We start from the raw sequence: 20,866 nt of genomic DNA on the forward strand, positions 1-20,866 counted from the left end.
ACAATGCAATCTTATCGACGCCGAGGCAGAGGTCCACATTGTCGCCAACACATCGGCGATCGGGCTGATGGTATCGAGGAGAAGAGACATGAACGCCTTGAAACACGCTACCTTCGCCGCAGGGTTTGCCTTGGCGCCGCTCGACGCCGGCGGGGCCGAACCGATGGGCTGGCAGGCGCTTGCCGATGACCGCGCCATCATCCGCATCGCCGATGCCATCGACCGCGCGGTCGACGCGCAGGACTGGAAACGCGCGCGCAGCTATTTCGCGGATAGGGTCACCGCCGACTTCAGCAGCCTGTCCGGGCAGCCCGCGGCCAACATCGCCTCCGACGATCTGATCGGCGCCTGGGCCGGCAATCTCAAAGGCAGCAAGACCAGCCTGCATCTGCGCACCAATCACCAGGTCGTCCTTGAAGCGGACACGGCGACCGTTCTGTCGAACGGCTACGCCTGGAACCGGATGGAGGGCAATGGCGACCCGCTCTGGGAGGTCTGGGGCACGTATGAGCATCACCTCACGCGCTCCGCGGCTGGCTGGAAGGTCGATGGCTTCACCTTCCGCATGACGCATGAGCGCGGCAATCCCTGGGTCAAGGCGACACCTGGCCAATGACGCCCGCATCAACCGGACCAAGATCGGAAAAGACAATGACGATGAGCTACTACACACTCGGCAACAGCGGCCTGCGCGTCAGCCGGCTGGCACTGGGCACGATGACTTTCGGGACGGAATGGGGCTGGGGCGCGGACCGGGATACGGCGCGCGCGATGTTCGACGCCTATGTCGAGGCCGGAGGCAATTTCTTCGACACCGCCGACCTTTACACCGGCGGCACGGCCGAGACCTGGCTCGGTGAATTCGTGGCCGAGCGGGGCTTGCGCGACAAGGCGGTGATCGCCACCAAATTCACCATGAACTCGAACCCCGGCAATCCGAACGCCGGCGGCAATGGCCGCAAGAACATCATGCGTGCCGTCGACGCATCGCTGAAGCGGCTGGGTACCGACTATATCGATCTCTATCTCATGCATATCTGGGACAGGCTGACGCCGGCCGAAGAAGTGCTGCGTACGCTCGACGATCTGGTTCGGGCAGGCAAGATACGTCACATCGGCCTGTCCGACGTGCCGGCCTGGTATGCCGGGCGGGCGCAGGCGATCGCCGAACTGCGCGGCTATGAGCCGATCTCGGCGTTGCAGCTTGAATACTCCCTGGCGGAGCGTGCCATCGAGCATGAATTCGTGCCGTTCGGGACACGCCATGGCGCCGGCATCATGGTCTGGAGCCCGCTGGCAAGCGGACTGCTAAGTGGCAAATACCGCCCGGCGCAGGCGGGCAATGCCGGCCGGCTCGACGGCTTCCGCAACACCACCCACCCAGGTTTCCAGAAATTCAGCGAGCACAACTGGGCGGTGGTGGCGGAGCTGGAGAAAGTCGCCGCCGAACTTGGCCGCGGCATGGCTCAGGTCGCGCTGAACTGGGTGGCGACTCAGCCAGGAGTTGCCACCGTCATCCTCGGAGCAACGCGGCTTTCGCAGTTGCAGGACAATCTTGCGGCGCTCGATTTCTCCATACCGCCCGCGCTTCGCCAGCGCCTGGACAAGGTGAGCGGCACGCCGGCGCCGTTCCCGCATTCCTATTTCGGTCCCGAGATCCAGGTCCGTGTCGCGGGCGGTGTCGTGACCGGCGACAAGCCGCAAGGCTACGCATTACCGGTCGTCGTCGAAGGCGAGGCCGTTGCCATCAGCAGCAGCTGATCCAGAAAGCCTGGAATTTTGCACAAGGGCGCGGCGTGACATCGCCGCGCCCTTCGTGTATCCGGTCAACCCGTCATGACAGCACCGCCGGGCGAAGCAGGGGGCGTTTTCGCCTTCAGAGCTTGCCACGCCGGAATTTCGAGGAACCAGATGACGGTCAAGCCCCGCTACCGACGTGTTCTGCTGAAAGCTTCGGGCGAAGCGTTGATGGGCGAACAGCATTTCGGCATCGACGTCTCGGTCGTCGACCGCATCGCCGGCGACATTGCCGAAGCCCGTGCGCTGGGCATCGAGGTGGGTGTCGTTATCGGCGGCGGCAATATCTTTCGCGGCGTGGCCGTCGCCTCCAAGGGAGGCGACCGCGTTACCGGCGATCACATGGGCATGCTTGCCACGGTCATCAATTCGCTGGCGTTGCGCACGTCGCTGAACAAGATCGGTGTCGATGCCGTCGTGCTATCCGCAATTGCCATGCCCGAGCTTTGCGAGAGTTTTTCGCAGCGCCAGGCGACCGCCTACATGAACCAGGGCAAGGTGGTGATCTTCGCCGGCGGCACCGGCAATCCGTTCTTCACCACTGATTCGGCAGCGGCACTTCGCGCGGCCGAAATCGGCGCCGACGCGCTGTTCAAGGGTACCCAGGTCGACGGCGTCTATTCGGCCGACCCGAAAAAGGACCCGAGTGCGACGCGTTTCGAGCGCATCAGCCACGCCGAAGTCATAAATCGCGGCCTTTCCATCATGGATACCGCTGCGATTGCACTTGCGCGCGAAAACAACATTCCGATAATCGTCTATTCGATCCACGAAAAGGGTGGTTTCGGCGATATTCTAAGGGGCGGCGGCCGCTGCACGGTCGTCGCGGACGAATGATCGGGGCCGATCCCTGGAAGGGGAAACCGGCTTTCGAACATCAGGCTCGAACACGGGGCCCTAGCCCCGAAGCAGTGAACCCGCGGTAGACGGGTCGAGGAGACTAAGATGAGTGGTGAGTACGACGATCTGAAGCGGCGCATGGATGGGGCCATCGCCGCGTTCAAGCATGACCTGGCTTCGCTGCGGACCGGTCGCGCCTCCAGCAATCTGCTCGATGCGATCCAGGTGCAGGCCTATGGCACCACCATGCCGATCAACCAGGTGGCCAACGTTTCGGTGCCGGAGCCGCGCATGATCTCGGTCTCGGTCTGGGACAAATCGATGGTCGGCGCGGTCGACCGCGCGATCCGGGAATCCAATCTGGGCTTCAACCCGATCGTCGATGGCACCAATCTGAGGATTCCGCTGCCGGAGCTCAACGAACAGCGCCGCAAGGAATTGGTCAAGATCTCGCATGGCTACGCAGAGAACGCCCGTGTCGCCGCGCGCCACGTGCGCCGCGACGGCATGGATTTCCTGAAGAAGGCGGAGAAGGACGGCGACATCAGCGAGGACGATCAGCGCAAGCGTTCCGACCAGGTCCAGAAACTTACCGACGAAACCATCAGCACCATCGATCATCTGCTTTCCGACAAGGAAGCTGAAATCATGCAGGTTTAGGGTTGGCCCTTGGCTGACCCGAAAGCGAGATCATGACAACGCCCGCGCATGTCGCGATCATCATGGATGGAAATGGACGCTGGGCCAAGGCGCGCGGTATGCCGAGGCTCGCCGGTCATCGCGCCGGCGTCGAGGCCCTGCGCAAGGCGGTGCGCGCCGCCCCGGGTCTCGGTATCTCCTTCCTGACCGTCTACGCTTTCTCCTCGGAGAACTGGTCGCGGCCGAAGTCCGAGGTCAGCGACCTTATGGGTCTGTTGAAGCTGTTCATCCGTCGCGACCTTGCCGAGCTGCACCAGAGCGGCGTACGGGTCAGGATCATCGGCGACCGCACAGGGCTGCAGGCGGACATCAGGGGGCTGCTCGACGAGGCCGAATCGCTGACGATCCACAACACTTCGCTGACGCTGGTGATCGCCTTCAATTATGGCGGGCGTGACGAGATCGTCCGCACGGCGCGCAAGCTTGCCGCGGCCGTGGCGCGCGGCGAAATGGACAGCGAGGCTATATCAGCCGAAAGCTTTGCCGGCTCTCTCGACACGCAAGGCATTCCCGATCCGGAGCTGGTCATCCGCACCAGCGGCGAACTGCGCCTGTCCAACTTCCTGTTGTGGCAGGCCGCCTACAGCGAACTCGTCTTCCTGCCGTGCTACTGGCCGGACTTCAACCGCGAGCATTTCGCCGAGGCCTTGCGCGAATATGCCGGCCGCGAGCGCCGCTTCGGCGGACTGGGCCCGCAGGACGTTGCTTCGCGGCCGGCCGCGGGATGAGCAACCTTCAGCTGCGCGTCATGTCGGCTGTCGTGCTGGCCATTGTGGCCCTCGGCCTGACCTGGCTCGGCGGCCTGCCGTTCCGGCTGCTGTGCGCCGTCATGGCGGCAATGATCTTTTACGAGTGGACACGCATGTCGCGGCCCGCCGCGGCCGACGGGCTTGGTTTTCTCCCGGAAGCGCTGATGGTCATTTTCGTCGGCGCCCTGGTTGCCGGCCTGCCCGCACGGTGGCTGCTGCCGCTCGTCGTGATTCTGGTTGGGACAGCTGCGATCACCGCTGGAGTTCGCAAAATCGGCCAGTGGGACGTCGGCGGCCTTGCCTATGCCTGCATGTCGGGCCTGTCGCTTGCCCTGCTGCGCGACGGCGATCATTCGGGCCTTGTCGCCATCCTGTTCCTGTTCGCGGTCGTCTGGGCAACCGACATTTTTGCGTATTTCGTCGGGCGTGCCGTTGGCGGGCCCAAACTGGCGCCTTCGATCTCGCCAGGCAAGACCCGCAGCGGCGCCCTCGGCGGGGCGGTCGGCGGTGTCTTGGCAGGGCTTCTGCTTGCCGCCTTCGCCGGCGCCGGCAACCTAGCGTTGCTGGGCGTTGTGGCGCTGGTGCTGTCGATCGTCGCCCAGGCCGGCGACCTCTTCGAATCCTGGGTCAAGCGGCGGCACGGCCGCAAGGATTCTGGCGTGCTCATCCCTGGGCATGGCGGCGTCATGGACCGTGTCGACGGGCTTGTCGCGGCCGCTCTTGCCCTATACGTCATCGGCTGGATCGCGGCGGGCGCCGAGCATCCGGCACAGGGGCTGTTTCCCATTTGAACGGTGTCATTCCACGATCTGGCGCGGGCGCCTTGGATTCGCCTGTATTGATGTCACAGTCACGCAGCGACGCGGAAGAACTTGAGGGCCTGAATTGAACGAGATTCTTCACGCGATTTTCAGCACGGAAGGCCTCTTTCTCGGCACGCTCGTGCCGTTTCTCTTCGTTCTGACCGTCGTGGTGTTCGTTCACGAGATGGGCCACTATCTCGTCGGCCGCTGGTGCGGCATCGGGGTCAGAGCCTTCTCCATCGGCTTCGGTCCGGAGCTCATCGGCTTCAACGACAGGCATGGTACGCGCTGGAAGCTTTGCGCCATACCGCTTGGCGGCTATGTCAAGTTTGTCGGCGACATGAACGCCACCTCCAGCCAGCCGACATCGGAAGAACTCGAAACGCTGACCGACGAGGAACGCAAGGTTGCCTTCCACACCCAGGCGATCTGGAAGCGCGCGGCAACGGTGGTGGCCGGGCCGCTGTTCAACTTCCTGCTGACGATCGTCGTCTTTTCCGTGCTGTTTGCCGCGTATGGGCGTTATGTCGCGGAGCCGATGGTCGCGGAGGTTACAACAGACAGTCCCGCGGCCAAGGCCGGCATCTTGCCTGGCGACCGATTCGTCAGCGTTGACGGCAGCAAGGTGGAAACCTTCGGCGACGTGCAGCGGCTGGTCTCGGGCCGCGCCGGCGACACCATCACCTTCGTCATGCTGCGCGGCGGCAAGGAGGTCACGGTGACCGCGTCGCCGCAGCTGATGGAGCAGGAGGACGCGCTCGGCAACAAGGTCAAGGTCGCCGTGATCGGCGTCGTCAACAACAAGGAACTCGGCCAGCCCCGCCTCATCACCTACACCCCGGTCGGAGCCGTTGCGGCGGCCGTTGAGGAAACCGGCCACGTCATCGAGCGCACAGGACAGTTCCTGCAGCGCTTCGCCGTCGGGCGCGAGGACAAGTGCCAGTTGGGTGGCCCGGTCAAGATCGCCGACATGGCCGGCAAGGCGGCCAAACTCGGTTTCGAATGGCTGGTGCAGCTCGTCGCGCTGCTGTCCGTGGGGATAGGCATTCTAAACCTTTTGCCGATTCCCCCCCTCGACGGCGGCCATCTGTTGTTCTACGGGGTGGAGGCCGTCATCCGCCGGCCGGTGTCGGAACGGATGATGGAAATGGCCTATCGGGCCGGTCTGCTTCTGGTGCTGTGCTTCATGGGGTTCGTGTTCTGGAACGATCTCTTTGGGTGCTGAAATCATGAAGGAATTTGGCCTGAGCATGGCGGATGTTGAGACGCCGTTTACCATGCACGGGGATATGAGTGACGCGAAAGCCACGCAACAGGGTTAAGTAAATACAAATTAACCAGAAGCCTTGCGTGTAGGGAAAATCCGGTTAATACGGTAGGGGAAATGACCGCACGTCCGGTTTTCTCGCCGTGGGGACTACGAGAAAAGGTTATTAAGCCCGATGAAGGCAGCATCCAAGTTTCTAAACGCCGCGTCAGCGGCGGCACTGTCCGCCGCTCTGGTCGTACCAGGTGCGCTCGCAGTGCAGTTCGTTGCCACATCGGCGGCCGAAGCCGCTGTCGTAAGCAGGGTGGAGGTGAGCGGCAACCAGCGTGTCGACGCCGATACCATCCGCAACTACATCACCATCAAGCCCGGCAAGGCCTTCTCCAGCTCCGATGTCGATAGCGCGGTCAAAGCGCTGTTCGGCACCGGCCTGTTCTCGGATGTCCAGATCAACCAGGTCGGCTCGACCCTGGTGGTCAAGGTTTCGGAATACAAGGTCGTCAACCAGGTGCTGTTCCAGGGCAACAAGAAGCTCAAGGACAACGCGCTTCAGGCAGCGGTTCAGCTCAAGCCGCGCGGCACGTTCTCTCAGGCTACGCTGGATTCGGATGTCGAGGCGGTCAAGGCCGCCTACAGGCGCATCGGCCGTGACGATGCCGGCGTGACCGCGCAGATCATGGAGCTTGGCGACAACCGCGTGAACGTGGTCTTCCACATCACCGAAGGCGATCGCACGCAGATCGCGGCAATCAATTTCGTCGGCAACAGCGCCTATTCCAGCCGCCGCCTGTCTGATGTGATCAACACCAAGCGCTCGTCCTGGGTCTCGTTCATCCTGCGCGACGACGTCTACGACGAAGACAAGCTGCGCGCCGACCAGGAGCTGCTGCGCCGCTTCTATTACAATCACGGTTATGCCGACTTCCAGGTCGTGTCCGCCGTCGGCGAGCTCGACAATGCGACCAACAAATACACGGTCACCATCACCGTCCAGGAAGGCGAGCGCTACAATTTTGGCGACATCAGCGTCGAAAGCACGATTCCGGAAGTCGACTCCAAGTCGCTGGAATCGGTGGTCGAAACCCGCAAGGGCGATGTCTACAATGCCAAGAACGTCGAAGACTCCATCATTGCGCTGACGGAGAAGGTGGCTGGTTCCGGCTATGCTTTCGCCCAGGTGACACCGCGCGGCGACCGCAACTTCGAGAACCACACGATCTCGGTGGTCTACACCGTCGACCAGGGCACCAAGGCCTATGTCGAGCGCATCGAGATCCGCGGCAACGACCGCACGCGTGACTATGTCATCCGTCGCGAATTCGATGTCAGCGAAGGCGATGCGTTCAACCAGGTGCTCATCCAGCGCGCGAAGAAGCGCCTGGAAGACCTGAATTATTTTGACAAAGTCGACATTTCGACCGTGCCTGGCTCGGCCCCTGACCAGGTCGTGCTGGTGGTCGACGTGGTCGAGAAGTCGACGGGTGAATTCTCGGTTGGCGCCGGCTATTCGACCGGCGGCGATTCGGCTGGACCGTCCGTCGAAGGATCGATCACCGAGCGCAACTTCCTCGGTCGCGGCCAGTTCATCAAAGTGTCGGCGGGTGGCGGCAAGAATTCGCGCGACTACAGCCTGTCCTTCACCGAGCCCTATTTCCTCGGGCGGCGCATCGCAGCCGGCTTCGACATTTTCAAGTCGACGCGGGAATACAACAACAATTACGACAGCGACACCACCGGCGCGACGATCCGCTTCGGACTGCCTATCACCAACAGCATCACGACCCAGTTGGCGTACAACATCTCGCAGGAGAAATATAAGGTCGACGATAGTTGCGGCCCTACCGATCCTCCAAATCCTCCCGGCGGCACCTGTAACATCTCGCAGGCCATCCTGGACGGCATCGATCAGAGTCCGTGGATTAAGTCCTCGGTCAGCCTGGGACTGGTTTATAATACGATCGACGACATGAAGAACCCGCATGAGGGTATCTACGCCAACACGACCGTGGAGGTCGCGGGTCTCGGCGGCGATGCCAAATTCGTGAAGATCACCGGGCGTGGCAGCATCTACCAGACGCTGTCCGAGCAGCTTGACCTTGTCGGCCTCCTTTCGGGTGGTGCAGGACATGTCGAGGGTTACGGCAGCGACGGCGATCTGCGCATCTTCGACCACTTCCAGAGCACCGATCGAATGATCCGCGGCTTTGCCTACGGTGGCATCGGCCCCGTCGCTTCCGGCACCAGTGGCGATCACCTTGGCGGTACGACCTATTTCAACGCTTCGGCGGAGGCGCAATTTCCACTCCCGGTTATTCCCGAGAGCTTCGGCTTGCGTGGCGCGGTGTTCGCCGATGCGGCGACGCTCTACGGCAACAAGATTGCCGATCAGTCACTGGTCAATCAGGACTCGACCGGCTTGCAGATACGCGCCTCGGTTGGTCTCGGCCTGATGTGGGCGTCTCCGTTCGGCCCGATCCGTATCGACTATGCAATCCCGGTCAAGAAGGAAGCGAGCGACGACGTGCAGGAATTCAACTTCGGCATATCGACCCGTTTCTGATCGGCGGCCAACGATGCTCCCGGGTTTTGGATCCGGGAGAAATGTTCCGACCTAGCTGGATATAGCTTCTGGAATGACCGATCCGGTGTTCTTCGCGCCATCACGCCGGTATACGGCGGCCGAAGTCGCGAATCTGACCGGCTCGGTGCTTGTCGATTCCGGCCAATCCGACGTTTTGATCGAAGCGCTGGCGCCGGCGAATGAAGGCGGCGCCAATGCGCTTGTCTTCGTCGACGGCAGGCGTAATTCGGCGCTGATGCCGTCGCTGCGCGCGGCAGCGGTCCTGTGCACGGCCGAATTCGCAAACAAGGCGCCTTCCAGCGTCGCTGTCTTGACTCATCCACGGCCGCAGCAGGCTTTCGCGCTGGTTGGGCGCCTGCTGTTCCCGACAGCCGCCACGCCGGGGCCAATGACCAGTGAGACCGGTGTTTCGCCGCATGCCCATATCGATCCGACGGCGCATGTCGAAGCCGGTGCTATCATCGAGGCCGGCGCGGTCATCGGGCCAGGTGTCTCGATCGGCAGCGGCACCGTCATTGCGCCCAACGCCGTCATCGGACAGTCCTGCCAGATTGGCCGTGACGGTTATGTCGGGCCGGGCGCCAGTATCCAGTACGCTCTGATCGGCAATCGGGTCATCATCCATGGTGGCGCCAGGATCGGCCAGGACGGCTTTGGCTTTGTCGGCGGTGCCAAGGGGCCGGAACGTGTTCCACAGATCGGACGCGTCGTCATCCAGGACGATGTCGAGATCGGCTCCAATTCCACCGTCGATCGTGGCGCCATGTCCGATACGATCATCGGGCAAGGCACCAAGATCGACAATCTCGTTCAGATCGCCCATAACGTCCGCATCGGCCGCAATTGCATTGTGGCCGGACTGTCGGGTATTTCCGGTTCCGTGGTGGTGGGTGACAATGTCACCATGGGCGGCGGCGTCGGGCTTGCGGATCATCTGACGATTGGTACAGGTGCCAAGCTTGCAGCCAGAAGTGGATTTATGAGCAATGTTCCCGCCGGCGAGATCTGGGGTGGCTATCCGGCGCAGCCGATGGCGGAAGCCATGCGAGAGATAGCCATGTTGCGCACGATGGCCAGGGCACGCAAGCAGGGCAAGGACAATGGCTGACATGGTGGCGGCGACAACGCTGGAAGCGGTCGACATATTGGGGCTGATGAAGCTCCTGCCGCACCGCTATCCCTTCCTGATGATCGACCGCATCGTGGACATCGACGGCGACGACTCCGCCATCGGCATCAAGAACGTGACCATAAACGAGCCGCATTTTCAGGGGCATTTCCCGGAGCAGCCGGTGATGCCTGGCGTGCTGATCGTCGAGGCCATGGCCCAGACGGCCGGAGCCATCTGCATCCGCAGCCTCGGGGCGTCGAAGCCATCGCTGGTCTATTTTCTGACCATCGACAACGCCAAATTCCGCAAACCGGTCGTCCCCGGCGACCAGTTGAAGATCCATGTCAAGAAAATCAAGAAGCGCGGCAACCTGCTCAAATTCGCCTGTGAAGCCCTGGTCGAAGGTACCAAGGCGGCCGAGGCCGAGATTTCAGCCATGATGGTCACCGGCGACTGACGATCGAGTGCCTATGAAAATCAAGACGTCAATCCATCCTTCCTCCGTCGTGGAAGAAGGCGCCCAGATCGGCCAGGGTGTGCGCATAGGGCCGTTCTGCCATGTCAGCGCCGATGCCGTGATCGGCGACGGGGTCGAACTGGTCAGCCATGTCTCGGTGATGGGCGCGACCACTATCGGGGCGTCGACCAAGGTCTATCCGATGGCGACACTGGGCGCACCGCCGCAAAACACCAAGCACAAGGGCGGCCGCACGACGCTGGTCATTGGCGCCAACTGCACCATCCGCGAAGGCGTGACCATGCATGTCGGCACCGACACCAGCCGTGGCGAAACCACGGTCGGCGACAATGGCAATTTCCTCGCCTACGCCCATATCGCCCATGACTGTGCCGTCGGCAACAACGCCACCTTCGCCAATGGGGCGACATTGGGCGGCCACTGCGAGATCGGCAACAACGTCTATATTGGCGGCCTCAGCGCCGTCCATCAATTCGTGCGCGTGGGTGACAACGCCTTTCTTGGCGGGTGCTCGGCTTTTGTCGGTGATGTCATTCCCTATGCCATCGCGGTCGGTAACCGCGCCAGCCTGCGCGGCTTGAACATCATCGGCCTCAAGCGCGCCGGTCTGCCGCGTTCCGAAATCCATCTGCTGCGCAAGGCCTACAAGACGATCTTCGACCGCTCCCGCACCGTGGGCGAGAACATCGAGTTCGCCAAGGTGGAGTTCGCCTCGTCGCCGACAGCGATGAAGATCATCGACTTCATCACCAGTCGCGGCAAGCGGCACTATGCGGTGCCATCGCTCAAGGGCGGCGATGGCGACGATGCCGATGACGAAGGCTGAGACAGCCGCGGCTGGTCTTGATCTCCCGCCTGGTGCCAGGGTCGGCATCATCGCCGGCGGCGGCAGCCTTCCGGTCGAAGTCGCTGCCGGTTTGGCCGGACAGGGTCATCCGCCCTTCGTCGTGCTCATGGACGGTGAGGCCGACCGCCTGGCTGAATTGTGCCGTTACGAGCATGAGACCCTTGCCCTGGAGGCGATAGGATCGCTCATTCCGCTGCTCAAGCGTAACCGGATTACGCATCTGGTGCTTGCCGGCGAGATTAAGCGCAGGCCAAGGCTGACACAGATGCGCCCAAGCCTCAGCCTGCTCGCTGTGATACCCGTCGTCGTCATGGCGTTGGCGCGCGGCGACGACGGACTGCTCAAGGTGGTGGCGCGCGGGCTCGAGGCCCGGGGGATAAAGGTCGTGGGCGCCCACGAGATCGTGCCGAACCTTGTCGCCGCCGAAGGGGTGTTGACCAGGGCCACGCCTCGGAAGTCGGACTGGCGGGACATCGATGCAGGTTTTGCCGCGGCAAAAGCTATCGGGGCGCTGGATATCGGCCAGGCGGCGATCGCGGTCGGTGGCCGGACCATCGCGCTTGAAGGTATCGAGGGCACGGCCGGATTGCTGGACCGCGCCAGGCTGCTGCGCGGCCACGGCCGTATCGCCGGCAAGACGCGCGGCGTGCTGGTCAAATGCGCCAAGCCTGGCCAGGAGCTGCGCGCGGATCTTCCTTCCATGGGGCCCCAGACGGTAGAAGCAGCGCATGCGGCCGGGCTTGCCGGCATTGCCGTCGAGGCGGGACGCTCCCTGATCCTCGAAGGTCCCGCAACCCTCTCGCGTGCCAATGACCTTGGGCTGTTCATTGTCGGCCTGGCCGCAACGGAGTCAGGTCATGGCTGACAGGGCGCTGAAGATCGCGATCGTCGCGGGCGAGGAGTCAGGCGATCTGCTTGGCGCCGACATTGTCCAGTCGCTGCGACAAATAACGGGGCGCGAGGTGCAACTCGTCGGCCTCGGTGGCCGCCACCTGCAGGCGCTTGGGCTGGTTTCGCCGTTCGACGCCAGCGAGGTCGCGCTGATGGGGTTCAGCGCCGTCCTGCGTGACCTGCCGCGCCTGATGCGGCGGATCGGTCAGCTGGCGGGGCTGGTTGCGGATGCCAAGCCGGACTGCCTCGTCACCATCGACAGCCCCGATTTTTCGCTGCGCGTCGCCAAAAAGGTGCGCGCCGCCAACCCGACGATCCCGATCGTCCACTATGTCTGCCCGAGCGTCTGGGCATGGCGGCCGGGCAGGGCGGTGGCGATGAAGCCGTATGTCGATCACATCCTGTGCATCCTGCCGTTCGAAGTGAAGGAGCTCGATCGGCTGGGTGGCCCGCCCGGCACCTATGTCGGCCATCGCCTGACGCATGATCCCGGCGTGCTGTCGGCCGCCAGGGCGCAGGCCCAGCCGCGTGATCTTTCACCAGACCGCGTGAAGACGCTGCTTGTCCTGCCCGGCTCGCGGCGCGGCGAGGTGCGGCGGCTGCTCGAGCCGTTCGGTGAGACCGTGTCGATGCTGCGGGCACGCGGGCATCGGCTTCGGCTGATGTTGCCGACGGTGCCGCATGTCGCGGACACCGTACGATCCGCGGTCACGCGCTGGGATGAAAAACCCGAGATTATCCTGGAACCGGAGCGCAAATGGCAGGCCTTCGGCAAGGCCGACGCGGCGTTGATCGCGTCCGGCACCGTCTCCCTGGAACTGGCACTGTCGGGCGTGCCGATGATCTCTTGCTACCGGCTCGATCCTGTCGCACGCGCCGTGGCGCGGTATTTCGTTTCCGTCTGGTCGGCGCTGCTGCCCAACCTGATCTCGGATCGCACACTGATCCCGGAGTTCTACGACGAATACGTCAGGCCGAACAATCTGGCACGCCAGCTGGAAGCGCTGTTGGCCGACAGTGGCATGCGCGCCTGGCAGAAAGACGGGTTCGCCGAGATTTCACGGCGCATGGCAACGGACAAACCGTCCGGTGAGATCGCGGCGCAGGTGGTGATGGGGTGTATCAAGAGAGTGAGTAGGCAGTAGTGAGTGGTGAATAGTGAGTAGTGAGTAGTGAGTAGTGAGTGGTGGTTAGTGAGTTAGAAAACTCTCCAACCTCACTACTCACTACTCACTAACCGCTACTCACTATCCACTACTCACTTGTCTCAGCGCTTGGCGATCGGCACGTAGTCGCGCTCCGGCGCGCCGGTATAGAGCTGGCGCGGACGGCCGATCTTCTGGCGTGGATCCTCGATCATTTCCTTCCACTGGGCGATCCAGCCGACCGTGCGGGCAACCGCGAACAGCACGGTGAACATGGTGGTGGGGAAGCCCAGCGCCTTCAGCGTGATGCCGGAATAGAAGTCGACGTTCGGGTAGAGTTTCTTCTCGATGAAATAGGGATCGGTCAGCGCGATCTTTTCCAGTTCCATCGCGATGTCGAGCAGCGGATCGTCCTTGATGCCGAGTTCGCCCAGAACCTCATGCGCCGTCTTCTGCATGATCTTGGCACGCGGATCGTAGTTCTTGTAGACGCGGTGGCCAAAGCCCATCAGGCGGAACGGATCGTTCTTGTCCTTGGCGCGGGCGATGAATTCCGGGATGTGATCGACATGCCCGATCTCGCCCAGCATGTTGAGCGCCGCTTCGTTGGCGCCGCCATGGGCCGGGCCCCACAGGCAAGCAATCCCGGCGGCGATGCAGGCGAACGGGTTGGCGCCCGAGGAACCGGCGAGGCGAACGGTCGAGGTCGAAGCGTTCTGCTCATGATCGGCATGCAGGATGAAGATACGCTCCATGGCGCGCGCCAGCACCGGGTTGATCTTGTACTCCTCGCACGGCACGGCAAAGCACATGTGCAGGAAGTTTGCCGCGAAACCGAGATCGTTCTTCGGATAAATAAAGGGCTGGCCGATGTGGTACTTGTAGGCCATGGCCGCGATCGTCGGCATTTTGGCGATCAGGCGCATGGAGGCAACCATGCGCTGGTACGGGTCGGAGATGTCGGTCGAGTCATGATAGAAGGCCGACAGCGCGCCAACCACGCCGCACATCACCGCCATCGGGTGCGCGTCGCGGCGGAAGCCGGTGAAAAAGCGCGACATCTGCTCGTGCACCATTGTGTGGCGCGTTACGCGGTAGTCGAAATCGTCCTTCTGCGCCTTGGTCGGCAATTCGCCGTAGAGCAGGAGGTAGCAGACTTCGAGGAAGTCGCCATGTTCGGCCAGCTGGTCGATCGGATAGCCCCGATGCAGGAGGATGCCGGCGTCGCCATCGATGAAGGTGATTTCCGACTCGCAGCTTGCCGTCGAGGTAAAGCCGGGGTCATAGGTGAAGGCGCCGGTGGTGCTGTAGAGCGAGGCGATGTCGATGACGTCAGGTCCGACCGAGCCGCTTCGCACCTTGAATTCGTGAGTCTTGCCGGCGAATTCCAGCGTTGCCGTGGCCTCTTGGCCGCCCACATCCAGTTTTTTCGCAGCTTCGGTCATTGCAAACTCCTTCTTGTTTCCTCATGCCGGCAAAGGCAAATTCCGCAGAGCGACACGTCGAAATCACCGCAATGCGCGTATTCGCCACCGCATTCTAGGAGGTGCGTGCCAGATTGGGCCAAGGCCTAATGTTGCACTGCGAAACCCGCCTTTCAATGCCAATCTTCTTGGGCCAGTTTGCTCCTAATCGATTTGATCCGCTACGCGCGCCAGGCTTTCCTCACGCCCCAGAACGGCAAGCACGTCGAATACGCCCGGTGACGTGCTCTTGCCGGTCAACGCAGCCCGCAACGGCTGGGCCACGGCGCCAAGCTTGTGCCCGCCAGCCAGCGCAAAGTCGCGGATCGCGGCCTCGGCCGTGGCCGCCGTCCAGTCGCCTGACAGCGACTTCAAAGCTTCGTGAGCGCCACGCAGGATCTTGCGCGCGTCGTCATTGAGCAGGAGTGCCGCCTTGTCGTCGATCGGCAGCGGCCGCGCGGCAAACAGGAAGGCGGCGCCGTCGACAAGCTCGACCAGCGTCTTGGCGCGCTCCTTCAGGCCCGGAAGTGCTGCCAGCAGCTGCGCCTTGTTCTTCTCGTTGAGCCGCGCCGCCATCGCCGGGCCGCCCTCCAGATAGGGCAAGGTGGCGATAAAGATATCGAACAGCTCGGTGTCGGCCATACGTCGCATATGCGCGCCGTTGATCGCTTCCAGCTTGGCGAAGTCGAAGCGCGCCGCGCCCTTGTTGACGTCGCCAATGTCGAACCATGAGACCATGTCCTCGATCGACATGATCTCGTCGTCGCCATGGCTCCAGCCGAGCCGCGCAAGATAATTGAGCAGCGCCTCCGGCAGATAGCCCATGGCGCGATAGGCTTCGACGCCGAGCGCGCCATGGCGCTTCGACAGCTTGGCGCCGTCGGCGCCGTGGATCAGCGGGATATGCGACATCGACGGCACGTCCCAGCCCATGGCGTTGTAGATCACGGTCTGGCGGGCGGCGTTGGTCAGGTGATCGTCGCCACGGATGATGTGGGTGACGCCCATGTCGTGATCGTCGACGACGACGGCATGCATGTAGGTCGGGTTGCCGTCCGAACGCAGGATGATGAAGTCGTCGAGATCCTTGTTGGGGAAGCGCACGTCTCCCTGGACCCGGTCCTGCACCACCGTCTCGCCCTCGGCCGGTGCCTTGATGCGGATGGCGCCCCTGACGCCGGACGGCGCCTCCGACGGGTCGCGGTCACGCCAATGGCCGTTATAGCGTGGCGGTAGGCCCTTGGCGCGTGCAGCTTCGCGCATTGCCTCGAGCTCGGCTGAAGTCTCGTAGCTGTAATAGGCCTTGCCCAGGCGCACCAGCTCCTCGGCCACCTCGCGATGGCGCGGCGCGCGTTCGAATTGGGAGACCGCGTCACCGTCCCACGAAAGGCCAAGCCAGGTCAGGCCATCGAGAATGGCCGATGTGGCCGCATCGGTCGAACGCTCGCGATCGGTGTCCTCGATGCGCAGCAGCATCGTGCCGCCGGTATGCTTTGCATAGAGCCAGTTGAAGAGCGCCGTGCGCGCGCCGCCGATGTGCAGATAGCCGGTCGGCGAGGGGGCAAAACGGGTGATGACCTTGTCGGGCATGGAACTCTCGGAAAACGTCTGAAGCTGGGTGCGGAGCGTGCGGACTTTCGCGCGTTGCGCGTTCATGTAGCATAGGACGTCGAGGGTGCAAGGGGCAGACCCGATGACTGGACGAGGCCGGGGCTCGGATCGGGGCGAGGATGCCGCTATCGGCGTCAGCGAGCGATCCCTGTTTGCGGCGCCTGCGACGATCCCACTGCCATCTCCGCTCGTGGCTGCACCCGAAACCAGGTCGCTGCAGGCAGGTGGGCAGGCGCCGGCGCCGGCTCCTGCCGCGGGCAGGATCGTGCGCGTGCGCCGGCAAATCGGCCTGGTATCCTTGCCTCGCCTGCGCCATGGCGTGGCCCGGGCGGCGGAGCTTGAACTCGACCGGGGCATCGCGTTCCTGCTGGTGCCGGTCTGTCTGGCCGTTGGGGCGATCGCCTATTTCTCGCTGGCGTCCGAGCCCGACTTTGCAAAGCCCGTCGCGGTCGTGGTGCTGATGGCGGTCTGTGCCTTCGTCTCGCGTTCCTGGCCCAAAACCCATCTGTGTCTCATGGCAGTGCTGTTGTGCGCGCTGGGCCTGCTCGCGGCGAAGGTCGAAACATGGCGAGCCGGAACCCGGATGCTGGGTTCGGAAATCTCCACGCAACTGACCGGCCGCGTGGTCTCGATCGAGGAGATGGAGAGCGGCCGCATCCGGCTGACCATGGACGTGATTTCGACCGCCCGGCCGAAACTGCGCTATGCGCCGGAGAGGGTCCGGCTTTCCGCACGCAAGATACCGCCGGGAATGACCGCCGGCTCGCTCATCACAGGCTACGCCAAACTGTTGCCGCCGACCGGCCCGGTGCGGCCGGACAGCTACGACTTCTCTTTCGACAGCTATTTCGCCGGCATCGGCGGCAGCGGCTTCTTTCTCGGCAATCCAACGGTTGTTTCCGCCGACGACGGTGAGATGCCGCTATCGGCTCGCCTTTTTTCAGGCATCGAAAATGCCCGCGAAGCCATCGCCGACCACATCAGGGGCAGCGTCGGCGGCGCTGAAGGCGAGATCGCGGCGGCGCTGATCGTCGGCGTGCGCGCCGGCATACCCGATGAAATCAATGAAGCGATGCGGCGTACCGGCATCTATCACATCATCTCTATTTCGGGACTGCATATGGCGCTTGTGGCCGGCACCATCATGGGTCTGCTGCGTGGTGCCTTCGCGCTGTTTCCAGACTTTTCCGCGCGCCGGCCGGTGAAGAAATACGCGGCCGCCGCCGCACTGTTCTCGATCGCGGCCTATCTCATCATTTCCGGTGTCGTCGTTGCCGCCGAACGCAGCTTCATCATGCTGGCGGTGATGCTGATTGCCGTCTTCTTCGATCGCGCTGCGCTGACCATGCGCAATCTGGGGATCTCGGCGATCGCCGTCATCCTGGTCTCGCCTCACGAGGTCGTCGGCCCGAGCTTTCAGATGTCGTTCGCCGCGACCGCGGCCCTGGTTGGCGCTTATGCCGGCTGGGCCGATCACCGTGCGGGAAAGACGCGGCCACCGCCGCGAAAGCGATCGCTGCCCGGGTTCCTGACGCGAAAATTCCTGCTGGCGACAGGAGGATTGGCCATGACGTCCATTATCGCCGGCAGCGCCACGGCGTTGTTTGCCATCTGGCATTTCCAGCGGGTATCGCCGCTCAGCCTGTTCGCCAATCTGGCCGTGATGCCTATCGTGTCGGTCGTGATGTTCCTGGCCGTCGCCAGCGCGCTGTTGATGCCATTCGGACTGGATTGGCCGGCTCTCTACCTCATGGGCAAGGGCCTGACAGCAATGATCGCCGTGTCGGCGTGGATATCGGAGCGCTCTCCGGTCGATGGAGTCGGGCTGATTTCGCAGCAATCCGTGCTGCTGGTCACCGTCGCGCTGGTTATCGCGACGATGGCGACGACATGGCTGCGGCTCGCGGCGCTGCCATTCGCGCTCGCCGGCCTGTTGACTGTGTCGCACACACGCGCGCCCGATGTGCTGATCTCGGAAGATGCGCGGCTGGTCGCGCTGCCGATCGGCAATGGCGAACTGGCCGTCAACCGGGAACGTCCGAACGAATTCGCAACCGACAACTGGAAGCGCGCCCTGATCTCCGAAACAATCGTCAAACCGGAAATGTTCGACACGACAGACAGGCAATTCGATGTTGCCAGTCCCACCGACCTGCCGCCGGGATCGCCCTTCTACTGCCGCGAAGGCCTGTGCCTTGCCAGGCACCCTTCCGGCGCGATCATTGCCTATGTCGAGGACCGCAAGACCACCTGGAAAGCCTGCGCTTTCGCCGACCTGATCATCGTCAATGACGCAACCGCCTATGACGCCTGCCACAATCCACTGGTTCTCGTCGTCACCAAACGGCAGCTCGCCCGCAAGGGAAGCGCTGCCGTCTTCTTCAATTCCCAGTCGGCCACGACCCGGGCCGCGATCGCATTTGCCGTCGACGGACCATACCGGCCCTGGCACGAACAGCGAAAATTCTCACGCGAGGCGAGGGGGCTGCCGCCGTACAAAAAACCCGACAAGCCCGATAACAAGCCGGTTCAGTAGCGCCTGATCAACCCGACCAGCTTGCCTTGTACCTTGACCCTGTCCGGCCCGAAAATGCGCGTTTCGTAGGCTGGATTGGCGGCCTCGAGCGCGATCGAAGCGCCTTTGCGGCGGAACCGCTTCAGTGTCGCTTCCTCTTCGTCGACCAGTGCCACGATAATTTCGCCCGGGCTTGCCGTGTCGGCATTGCGGATAATGACCGTGTCTCCATCGAAGATACCAGCCTCGATCATCGAGTCGCCCTTGACCTCCAACGCATAGTGCTCGCCGCCCATGATCATGTCTGGCGGCACCGAGATCGAATGCGTCTGATGCTGGATGGCATCGATCGGCACACCGGCGGCGATACGGCCCATGACCGGGATGGACACGGCTGAAACCGCGTCGTCGTCGTTGCCGGCCGCGGGCAGGCGCGAAGGCGCAGCGGCCGGCCTGATCTGGCGTCCGAGACTGCCTTGGCCAAGGCTGCCTTGGATGACGCTTGGCGAGAACTTCTTTGCCGCATTGAGGCCCGGCGCGATCGAGTCCGGCAGCCGCAGCACTTCCAGCGCGCGCGCCCGATTGGGTAGCCGGCGAATGAAGCCGCGCTCCTCCAGGGCCGTGATCAGGCGATGGATCCCCGACTTGGAGGCAAGATCGAGTGCTTCCTTCATCTCGTCGAAGGAAGGCGGTATCCCGCTTTCCTTGAGCCGTTCGTGGATGAACATCAGCAGTTCATGTTGCTTGCGTGTCAGCATGGCGGCCCCCAAGACATTGAACGAAAGGTTGAACCAGAATCGAAAAACAAACCCAGAACAAACCCTATCTGTTCCAGTTGTGTTCTGCAACCGTTTAAAGTTTAATGAATTTGTTAAGGGGTCTGAAGTTTTTTGCCCGCGACGGCGGGCGGCAACCAGTCCTTTCCGCCGTCGGCAGGCGCATTGAAATCGTTTTGGTTAATGGCCTGTGGCCCATCCGCCGACGAGGCTTTGGCATCAGTTAGTTGGAAGGCTTCTCCTCGGAGGGACGTATAATTCGCGGAGCCATTATTCGCGGAACGAAACGAAACCAAAATGCCAACGATTGCTAGCTTCGGGCGGCCATGGATCGGGGCGTTCGGCGCACTCCGGCCAGCGCGTTCGAATAGGCGTCGCGGAAGCGCTGAAGTTATCCCGAACCCGCCTTCAAGCTGCCGGCGCGAGCGGCGTATCTGGTAGCGCCGCTGTCTTCGCTGTGGACATAGACGTGCAGTGTGTAGCCGATATGCGCCGTCATCAGCGCCTTGGCCCGCTCGACGTCACGGTCGAGCGCCGCTTCCATGATCGCGGTATGGTGTTCGATCGCAATCGCTTCGCGTAGCGCTTCGATTGCCTCTTCATAGCCATCCTTGAGGCCGGCCGCGGCCCGCAGTGTCGGCGCCAGACCAAGAAAGCGATGATGCCGGCGCAGCTGATCCGAGATCGTCGAGCGGAACCGCAACAGCCAGTCGCATGTGGCGGCGCTCAGCAGCGCCGCATGGAAAGCCTCGTGGTTCTCGTCCCATCTGTCGACGGCCGCGTCCGAGGGATCGTCGACCGCCGTCTTGCAACGCGAGAGCCGGTAGTGGGCGGTGACCACGGCATCCTCCCACTCCCTGCCGCCTTTTTCCATCGATTCGAGGAACAGGGGTATCTCGACCACCATCCTGGCGCGTGCCAGATCCTCCAGCTCGGCCCGCGACACCGGAGCCACGGCAAAACCACGATTGCTGATTGCGGTGACCAGGCGTTCGGCCTCGAGCCGCGACAGGGCTTCGCGCAACGGTGTCCAGCCGACGCCATAGGTGCCGCGCAGCGCACTCAGTTTGAGCGGGGCGCCGGGCATGAGGCGCGTGGTCAGGATGTCGCGCCGCAACAGCTGATAGGCGGCTTCCGTTTTTGTGGAACTCGTTTCATTCAGCATGGTGATCAATCCGTCGTCTGGCGAAAAGTATATATGATAGTGCGTCACAGCAACAATTATATATAATGTTTGACACAGACCAGCGGACTCACCATGATCGCCGTAGTAGCCGCGTTTCCAAGCGGCCC

The 20,866-nt window shown here is 62.8% G+C and carries 18 protein-coding genes; 14 read left to right on the forward strand and 4 right to left on the reverse strand.

Annotated elements, in window-relative coordinates; translation table 11 throughout:
• Window positions 1-88: 88 nt before the first annotated feature.
• The 13 genes from FJ543_RS03715 to lpxB all read left to right on the forward strand — a co-directional run bounded on the left by FJ543_RS03715 (window position 89) and on the right by lpxB (window position 13,208).
• Window positions 89-616, forward strand: a complete 528-nt coding sequence (locus tag FJ543_RS03715; protein WP_140873808.1) for a nuclear transport factor 2 family protein — start codon at window positions 89-91, stop codon at window positions 614-616.
• A 35-nt stretch (window positions 617-651) separates the two neighbouring features.
• Window positions 652-1,761, forward strand: a complete 1,110-nt coding sequence (locus tag FJ543_RS03720) for an aldo/keto reductase (RefSeq protein WP_140873810.1) — start codon at window positions 652-654, stop codon at window positions 1,759-1,761.
• A 150-nt stretch (window positions 1,762-1,911) separates the two neighbouring features.
• Entirely contained in the window at window positions 1,912-2,634 is a 723-nt protein-coding gene (gene pyrH, locus FJ543_RS03725) for a UMP kinase (protein ID WP_140873812.1), read from the forward strand.
• A 108-nt stretch (window positions 2,635-2,742) separates the two neighbouring features.
• Window positions 2,743-3,297: a ribosome recycling factor gene (gene frr / locus FJ543_RS03730; protein ID WP_015317784.1), complete on the forward strand. Its 555-nt coding sequence runs from the start codon at window positions 2,743-2,745 to the stop codon at window positions 3,295-3,297.
• A gap of 32 nt (window positions 3,298-3,329) precedes the next feature.
• Complete coding sequence (locus FJ543_RS03735; protein WP_140664120.1) at window positions 3,330-4,064, forward strand: isoprenyl transferase; 735 nt, start codon at window positions 3,330-3,332, stop codon at window positions 4,062-4,064.
• Window positions 4,061-4,876: a phosphatidate cytidylyltransferase gene (locus tag FJ543_RS03740; protein WP_140873814.1), complete on the forward strand. Its 816-nt coding sequence runs from the start codon at window positions 4,061-4,063 to the stop codon at window positions 4,874-4,876. The genes FJ543_RS03735 and FJ543_RS03740 overlap by 4 nt, the downstream gene beginning before the upstream one ends.
• 94 nt (window positions 4,877-4,970) lie before the next feature.
• A complete protein-coding gene (gene rseP, locus FJ543_RS03745; protein ID WP_015317787.1) occupies window positions 4,971-6,113 on the forward strand; it encodes an RIP metalloprotease RseP in 1,143 nt (380 codons plus the stop codon).
• Window positions 6,114-6,330: 217 nt separating this feature from the next.
• Entirely contained in the window at window positions 6,331-8,715 is a 2,385-nt protein-coding gene (gene bamA / locus FJ543_RS03750) for an outer membrane protein assembly factor BamA (RefSeq protein ID WP_140873816.1), read from the forward strand.
• Window positions 8,716-8,788: 73 nt separating this feature from the next.
• Window positions 8,789-9,844 carry a UDP-3-O-(3-hydroxymyristoyl)glucosamine N-acyltransferase gene (gene lpxD, locus FJ543_RS03755; protein ID WP_140873818.1) on the forward strand — a complete coding sequence of 352 codons (1,056 nt, stop codon included), beginning with the start codon at window positions 8,789-8,791 and terminating at the stop codon, window positions 9,842-9,844.
• On the forward strand, window positions 9,837-10,304 hold the full coding sequence (gene fabZ / locus FJ543_RS03760) for a 3-hydroxyacyl-ACP dehydratase FabZ (protein WP_015317790.1): 468 nt from the start codon (window positions 9,837-9,839) through the stop codon (window positions 10,302-10,304). The genes lpxD and fabZ overlap by 8 nt, the downstream gene beginning before the upstream one ends.
• Before the next feature lie 13 nt (window positions 10,305-10,317).
• The gene (lpxA, locus tag FJ543_RS03765; RefSeq protein WP_140664109.1) at window positions 10,318-11,151 is read left to right on the forward strand and encodes an acyl-ACP--UDP-N-acetylglucosamine O-acyltransferase; all 834 of its coding nucleotides are present in this window, start codon (window positions 10,318-10,320) and stop codon (window positions 11,149-11,151) included.
• On the forward strand, window positions 11,123-12,037 hold the full coding sequence (locus FJ543_RS03770; RefSeq protein WP_140873820.1) for an LpxI family protein: 915 nt from the start codon (window positions 11,123-11,125) through the stop codon (window positions 12,035-12,037). Before lpxA ends, FJ543_RS03770 begins: the two co-directional genes overlap by 29 nt.
• Window positions 12,030-13,208: a lipid-A-disaccharide synthase gene (lpxB, locus tag FJ543_RS03775; protein WP_140873822.1), complete on the forward strand. Its 1,179-nt coding sequence runs from the start codon at window positions 12,030-12,032 to the stop codon at window positions 13,206-13,208. Before FJ543_RS03770 ends, lpxB begins: the two co-directional genes overlap by 8 nt.
• A gap of 122 nt (window positions 13,209-13,330) precedes the next feature.
• Here lpxB and gltA read toward each other — a convergent pair whose 3' ends face one another.
• Both gltA and gltX read right to left on the reverse strand, forming a co-directional pair.
• Complete coding sequence (gene gltA / locus FJ543_RS03780) at window positions 13,331-14,653, reverse strand: citrate synthase (RefSeq protein ID WP_015317794.1); 1,323 nt, start codon at window positions 14,651-14,653, stop codon at window positions 13,331-13,333.
• A 183-nt stretch (window positions 14,654-14,836) separates the two neighbouring features.
• A complete protein-coding gene (gene gltX / locus FJ543_RS03785) occupies window positions 14,837-16,261 on the reverse strand; it encodes a glutamate--tRNA ligase (RefSeq protein WP_140718017.1) in 1,425 nt (474 codons plus the stop codon).
• 103 nt (window positions 16,262-16,364) lie between these two features.
• Here gltX and FJ543_RS03790 point away from each other — a divergent pair, with 103 nt between their 5' ends.
• The gene (locus tag FJ543_RS03790; protein WP_140873824.1) at window positions 16,365-18,818 is read left to right on the forward strand and encodes a ComEC/Rec2 family competence protein; all 2,454 of its coding nucleotides are present in this window, start codon (window positions 16,365-16,367) and stop codon (window positions 18,816-18,818) included.
• On the opposite strand, the gene lexA is transcribed toward FJ543_RS03790, so the two are convergent.
• Both lexA and FJ543_RS03800 read right to left on the reverse strand, forming a co-directional pair.
• Complete coding sequence (lexA, locus tag FJ543_RS03795; RefSeq protein ID WP_015317797.1) at window positions 18,812-19,555, reverse strand: transcriptional repressor LexA; 744 nt, start codon at window positions 19,553-19,555, stop codon at window positions 18,812-18,814. The two genes, FJ543_RS03790 and lexA, sit on opposite strands and share 7 nt — an antisense overlap.
• Before the next feature lie 409 nt (window positions 19,556-19,964).
• Window positions 19,965-20,738: a GntR family transcriptional regulator gene (locus tag FJ543_RS03800; protein WP_015317798.1), complete on the reverse strand. Its 774-nt coding sequence runs from the start codon at window positions 20,736-20,738 to the stop codon at window positions 19,965-19,967.
• Window positions 20,739-20,866: the final 128 nt, after the last annotated feature.

Source organism: Mesorhizobium sp. B2-5-7, assembly GCF_006440875.1.
Taxonomy (GTDB): Bacteria; Pseudomonadota; Alphaproteobacteria; order Rhizobiales; family Rhizobiaceae; genus Mesorhizobium; species Mesorhizobium australicum.

Coding starts and splice junctions, on each gene's coding strand:
- FJ543_RS03715 (WP_140873808.1), top strand. CDS start 89: ATGAACGCCTTGAAACACGCTACCTTCGCCGCAGGGTTTGCCTTGGCG.
- FJ543_RS03720 (WP_140873810.1), top strand. CDS start 652: ATGACGATGAGCTACTACACACTCGGCAACAGCGGCCTGCGCGTCAGC.
- pyrH (WP_140873812.1), top strand. CDS start 1,912: ATGACGGTCAAGCCCCGCTACCGACGTGTTCTGCTGAAAGCTTCGGGC.
- frr (WP_015317784.1), top strand. CDS start 2,743: ATGAGTGGTGAGTACGACGATCTGAAGCGGCGCATGGATGGGGCCATC.
- FJ543_RS03735 (WP_140664120.1), top strand. CDS start 3,330: ATGACAACGCCCGCGCATGTCGCGATCATCATGGATGGAAATGGACGC.
- FJ543_RS03740 (WP_140873814.1), top strand. CDS start 4,061: ATGAGCAACCTTCAGCTGCGCGTCATGTCGGCTGTCGTGCTGGCCATT.
- bamA (WP_140873816.1), top strand. CDS start 6,331: ATGAAGGCAGCATCCAAGTTTCTAAACGCCGCGTCAGCGGCGGCACTG.
- lpxD (WP_140873818.1), top strand. CDS start 8,789: ATGACCGATCCGGTGTTCTTCGCGCCATCACGCCGGTATACGGCGGCC.
- fabZ (WP_015317790.1), top strand. CDS start 9,837: ATGGCTGACATGGTGGCGGCGACAACGCTGGAAGCGGTCGACATATTG.
- lpxA (WP_140664109.1), top strand. CDS start 10,318: ATGAAAATCAAGACGTCAATCCATCCTTCCTCCGTCGTGGAAGAAGGC.
- FJ543_RS03770 (WP_140873820.1), top strand. CDS start 11,123: ATGGCGACGATGCCGATGACGAAGGCTGAGACAGCCGCGGCTGGTCTT.
- lpxB (WP_140873822.1), top strand. CDS start 12,030: ATGGCTGACAGGGCGCTGAAGATCGCGATCGTCGCGGGCGAGGAGTCA.
- gltA (WP_015317794.1), bottom strand. CDS start 14,653: ATGACCGAAGCTGCGAAAAAACTGGATGTGGGCGGCCAAGAGGCCACG.
- gltX (WP_140718017.1), bottom strand. CDS start 16,261: ATGCCCGACAAGGTCATCACCCGTTTTGCCCCCTCGCCGACCGGCTAT.
- FJ543_RS03790 (WP_140873824.1), top strand. CDS start 16,365: ATGACTGGACGAGGCCGGGGCTCGGATCGGGGCGAGGATGCCGCTATC.
- lexA (WP_015317797.1), bottom strand. CDS start 19,555: ATGCTGACACGCAAGCAACATGAACTGCTGATGTTCATCCACGAACGG.
- FJ543_RS03800 (WP_015317798.1), bottom strand. CDS start 20,738: ATGCTGAATGAAACGAGTTCCACAAAAACGGAAGCCGCCTATCAGCTG.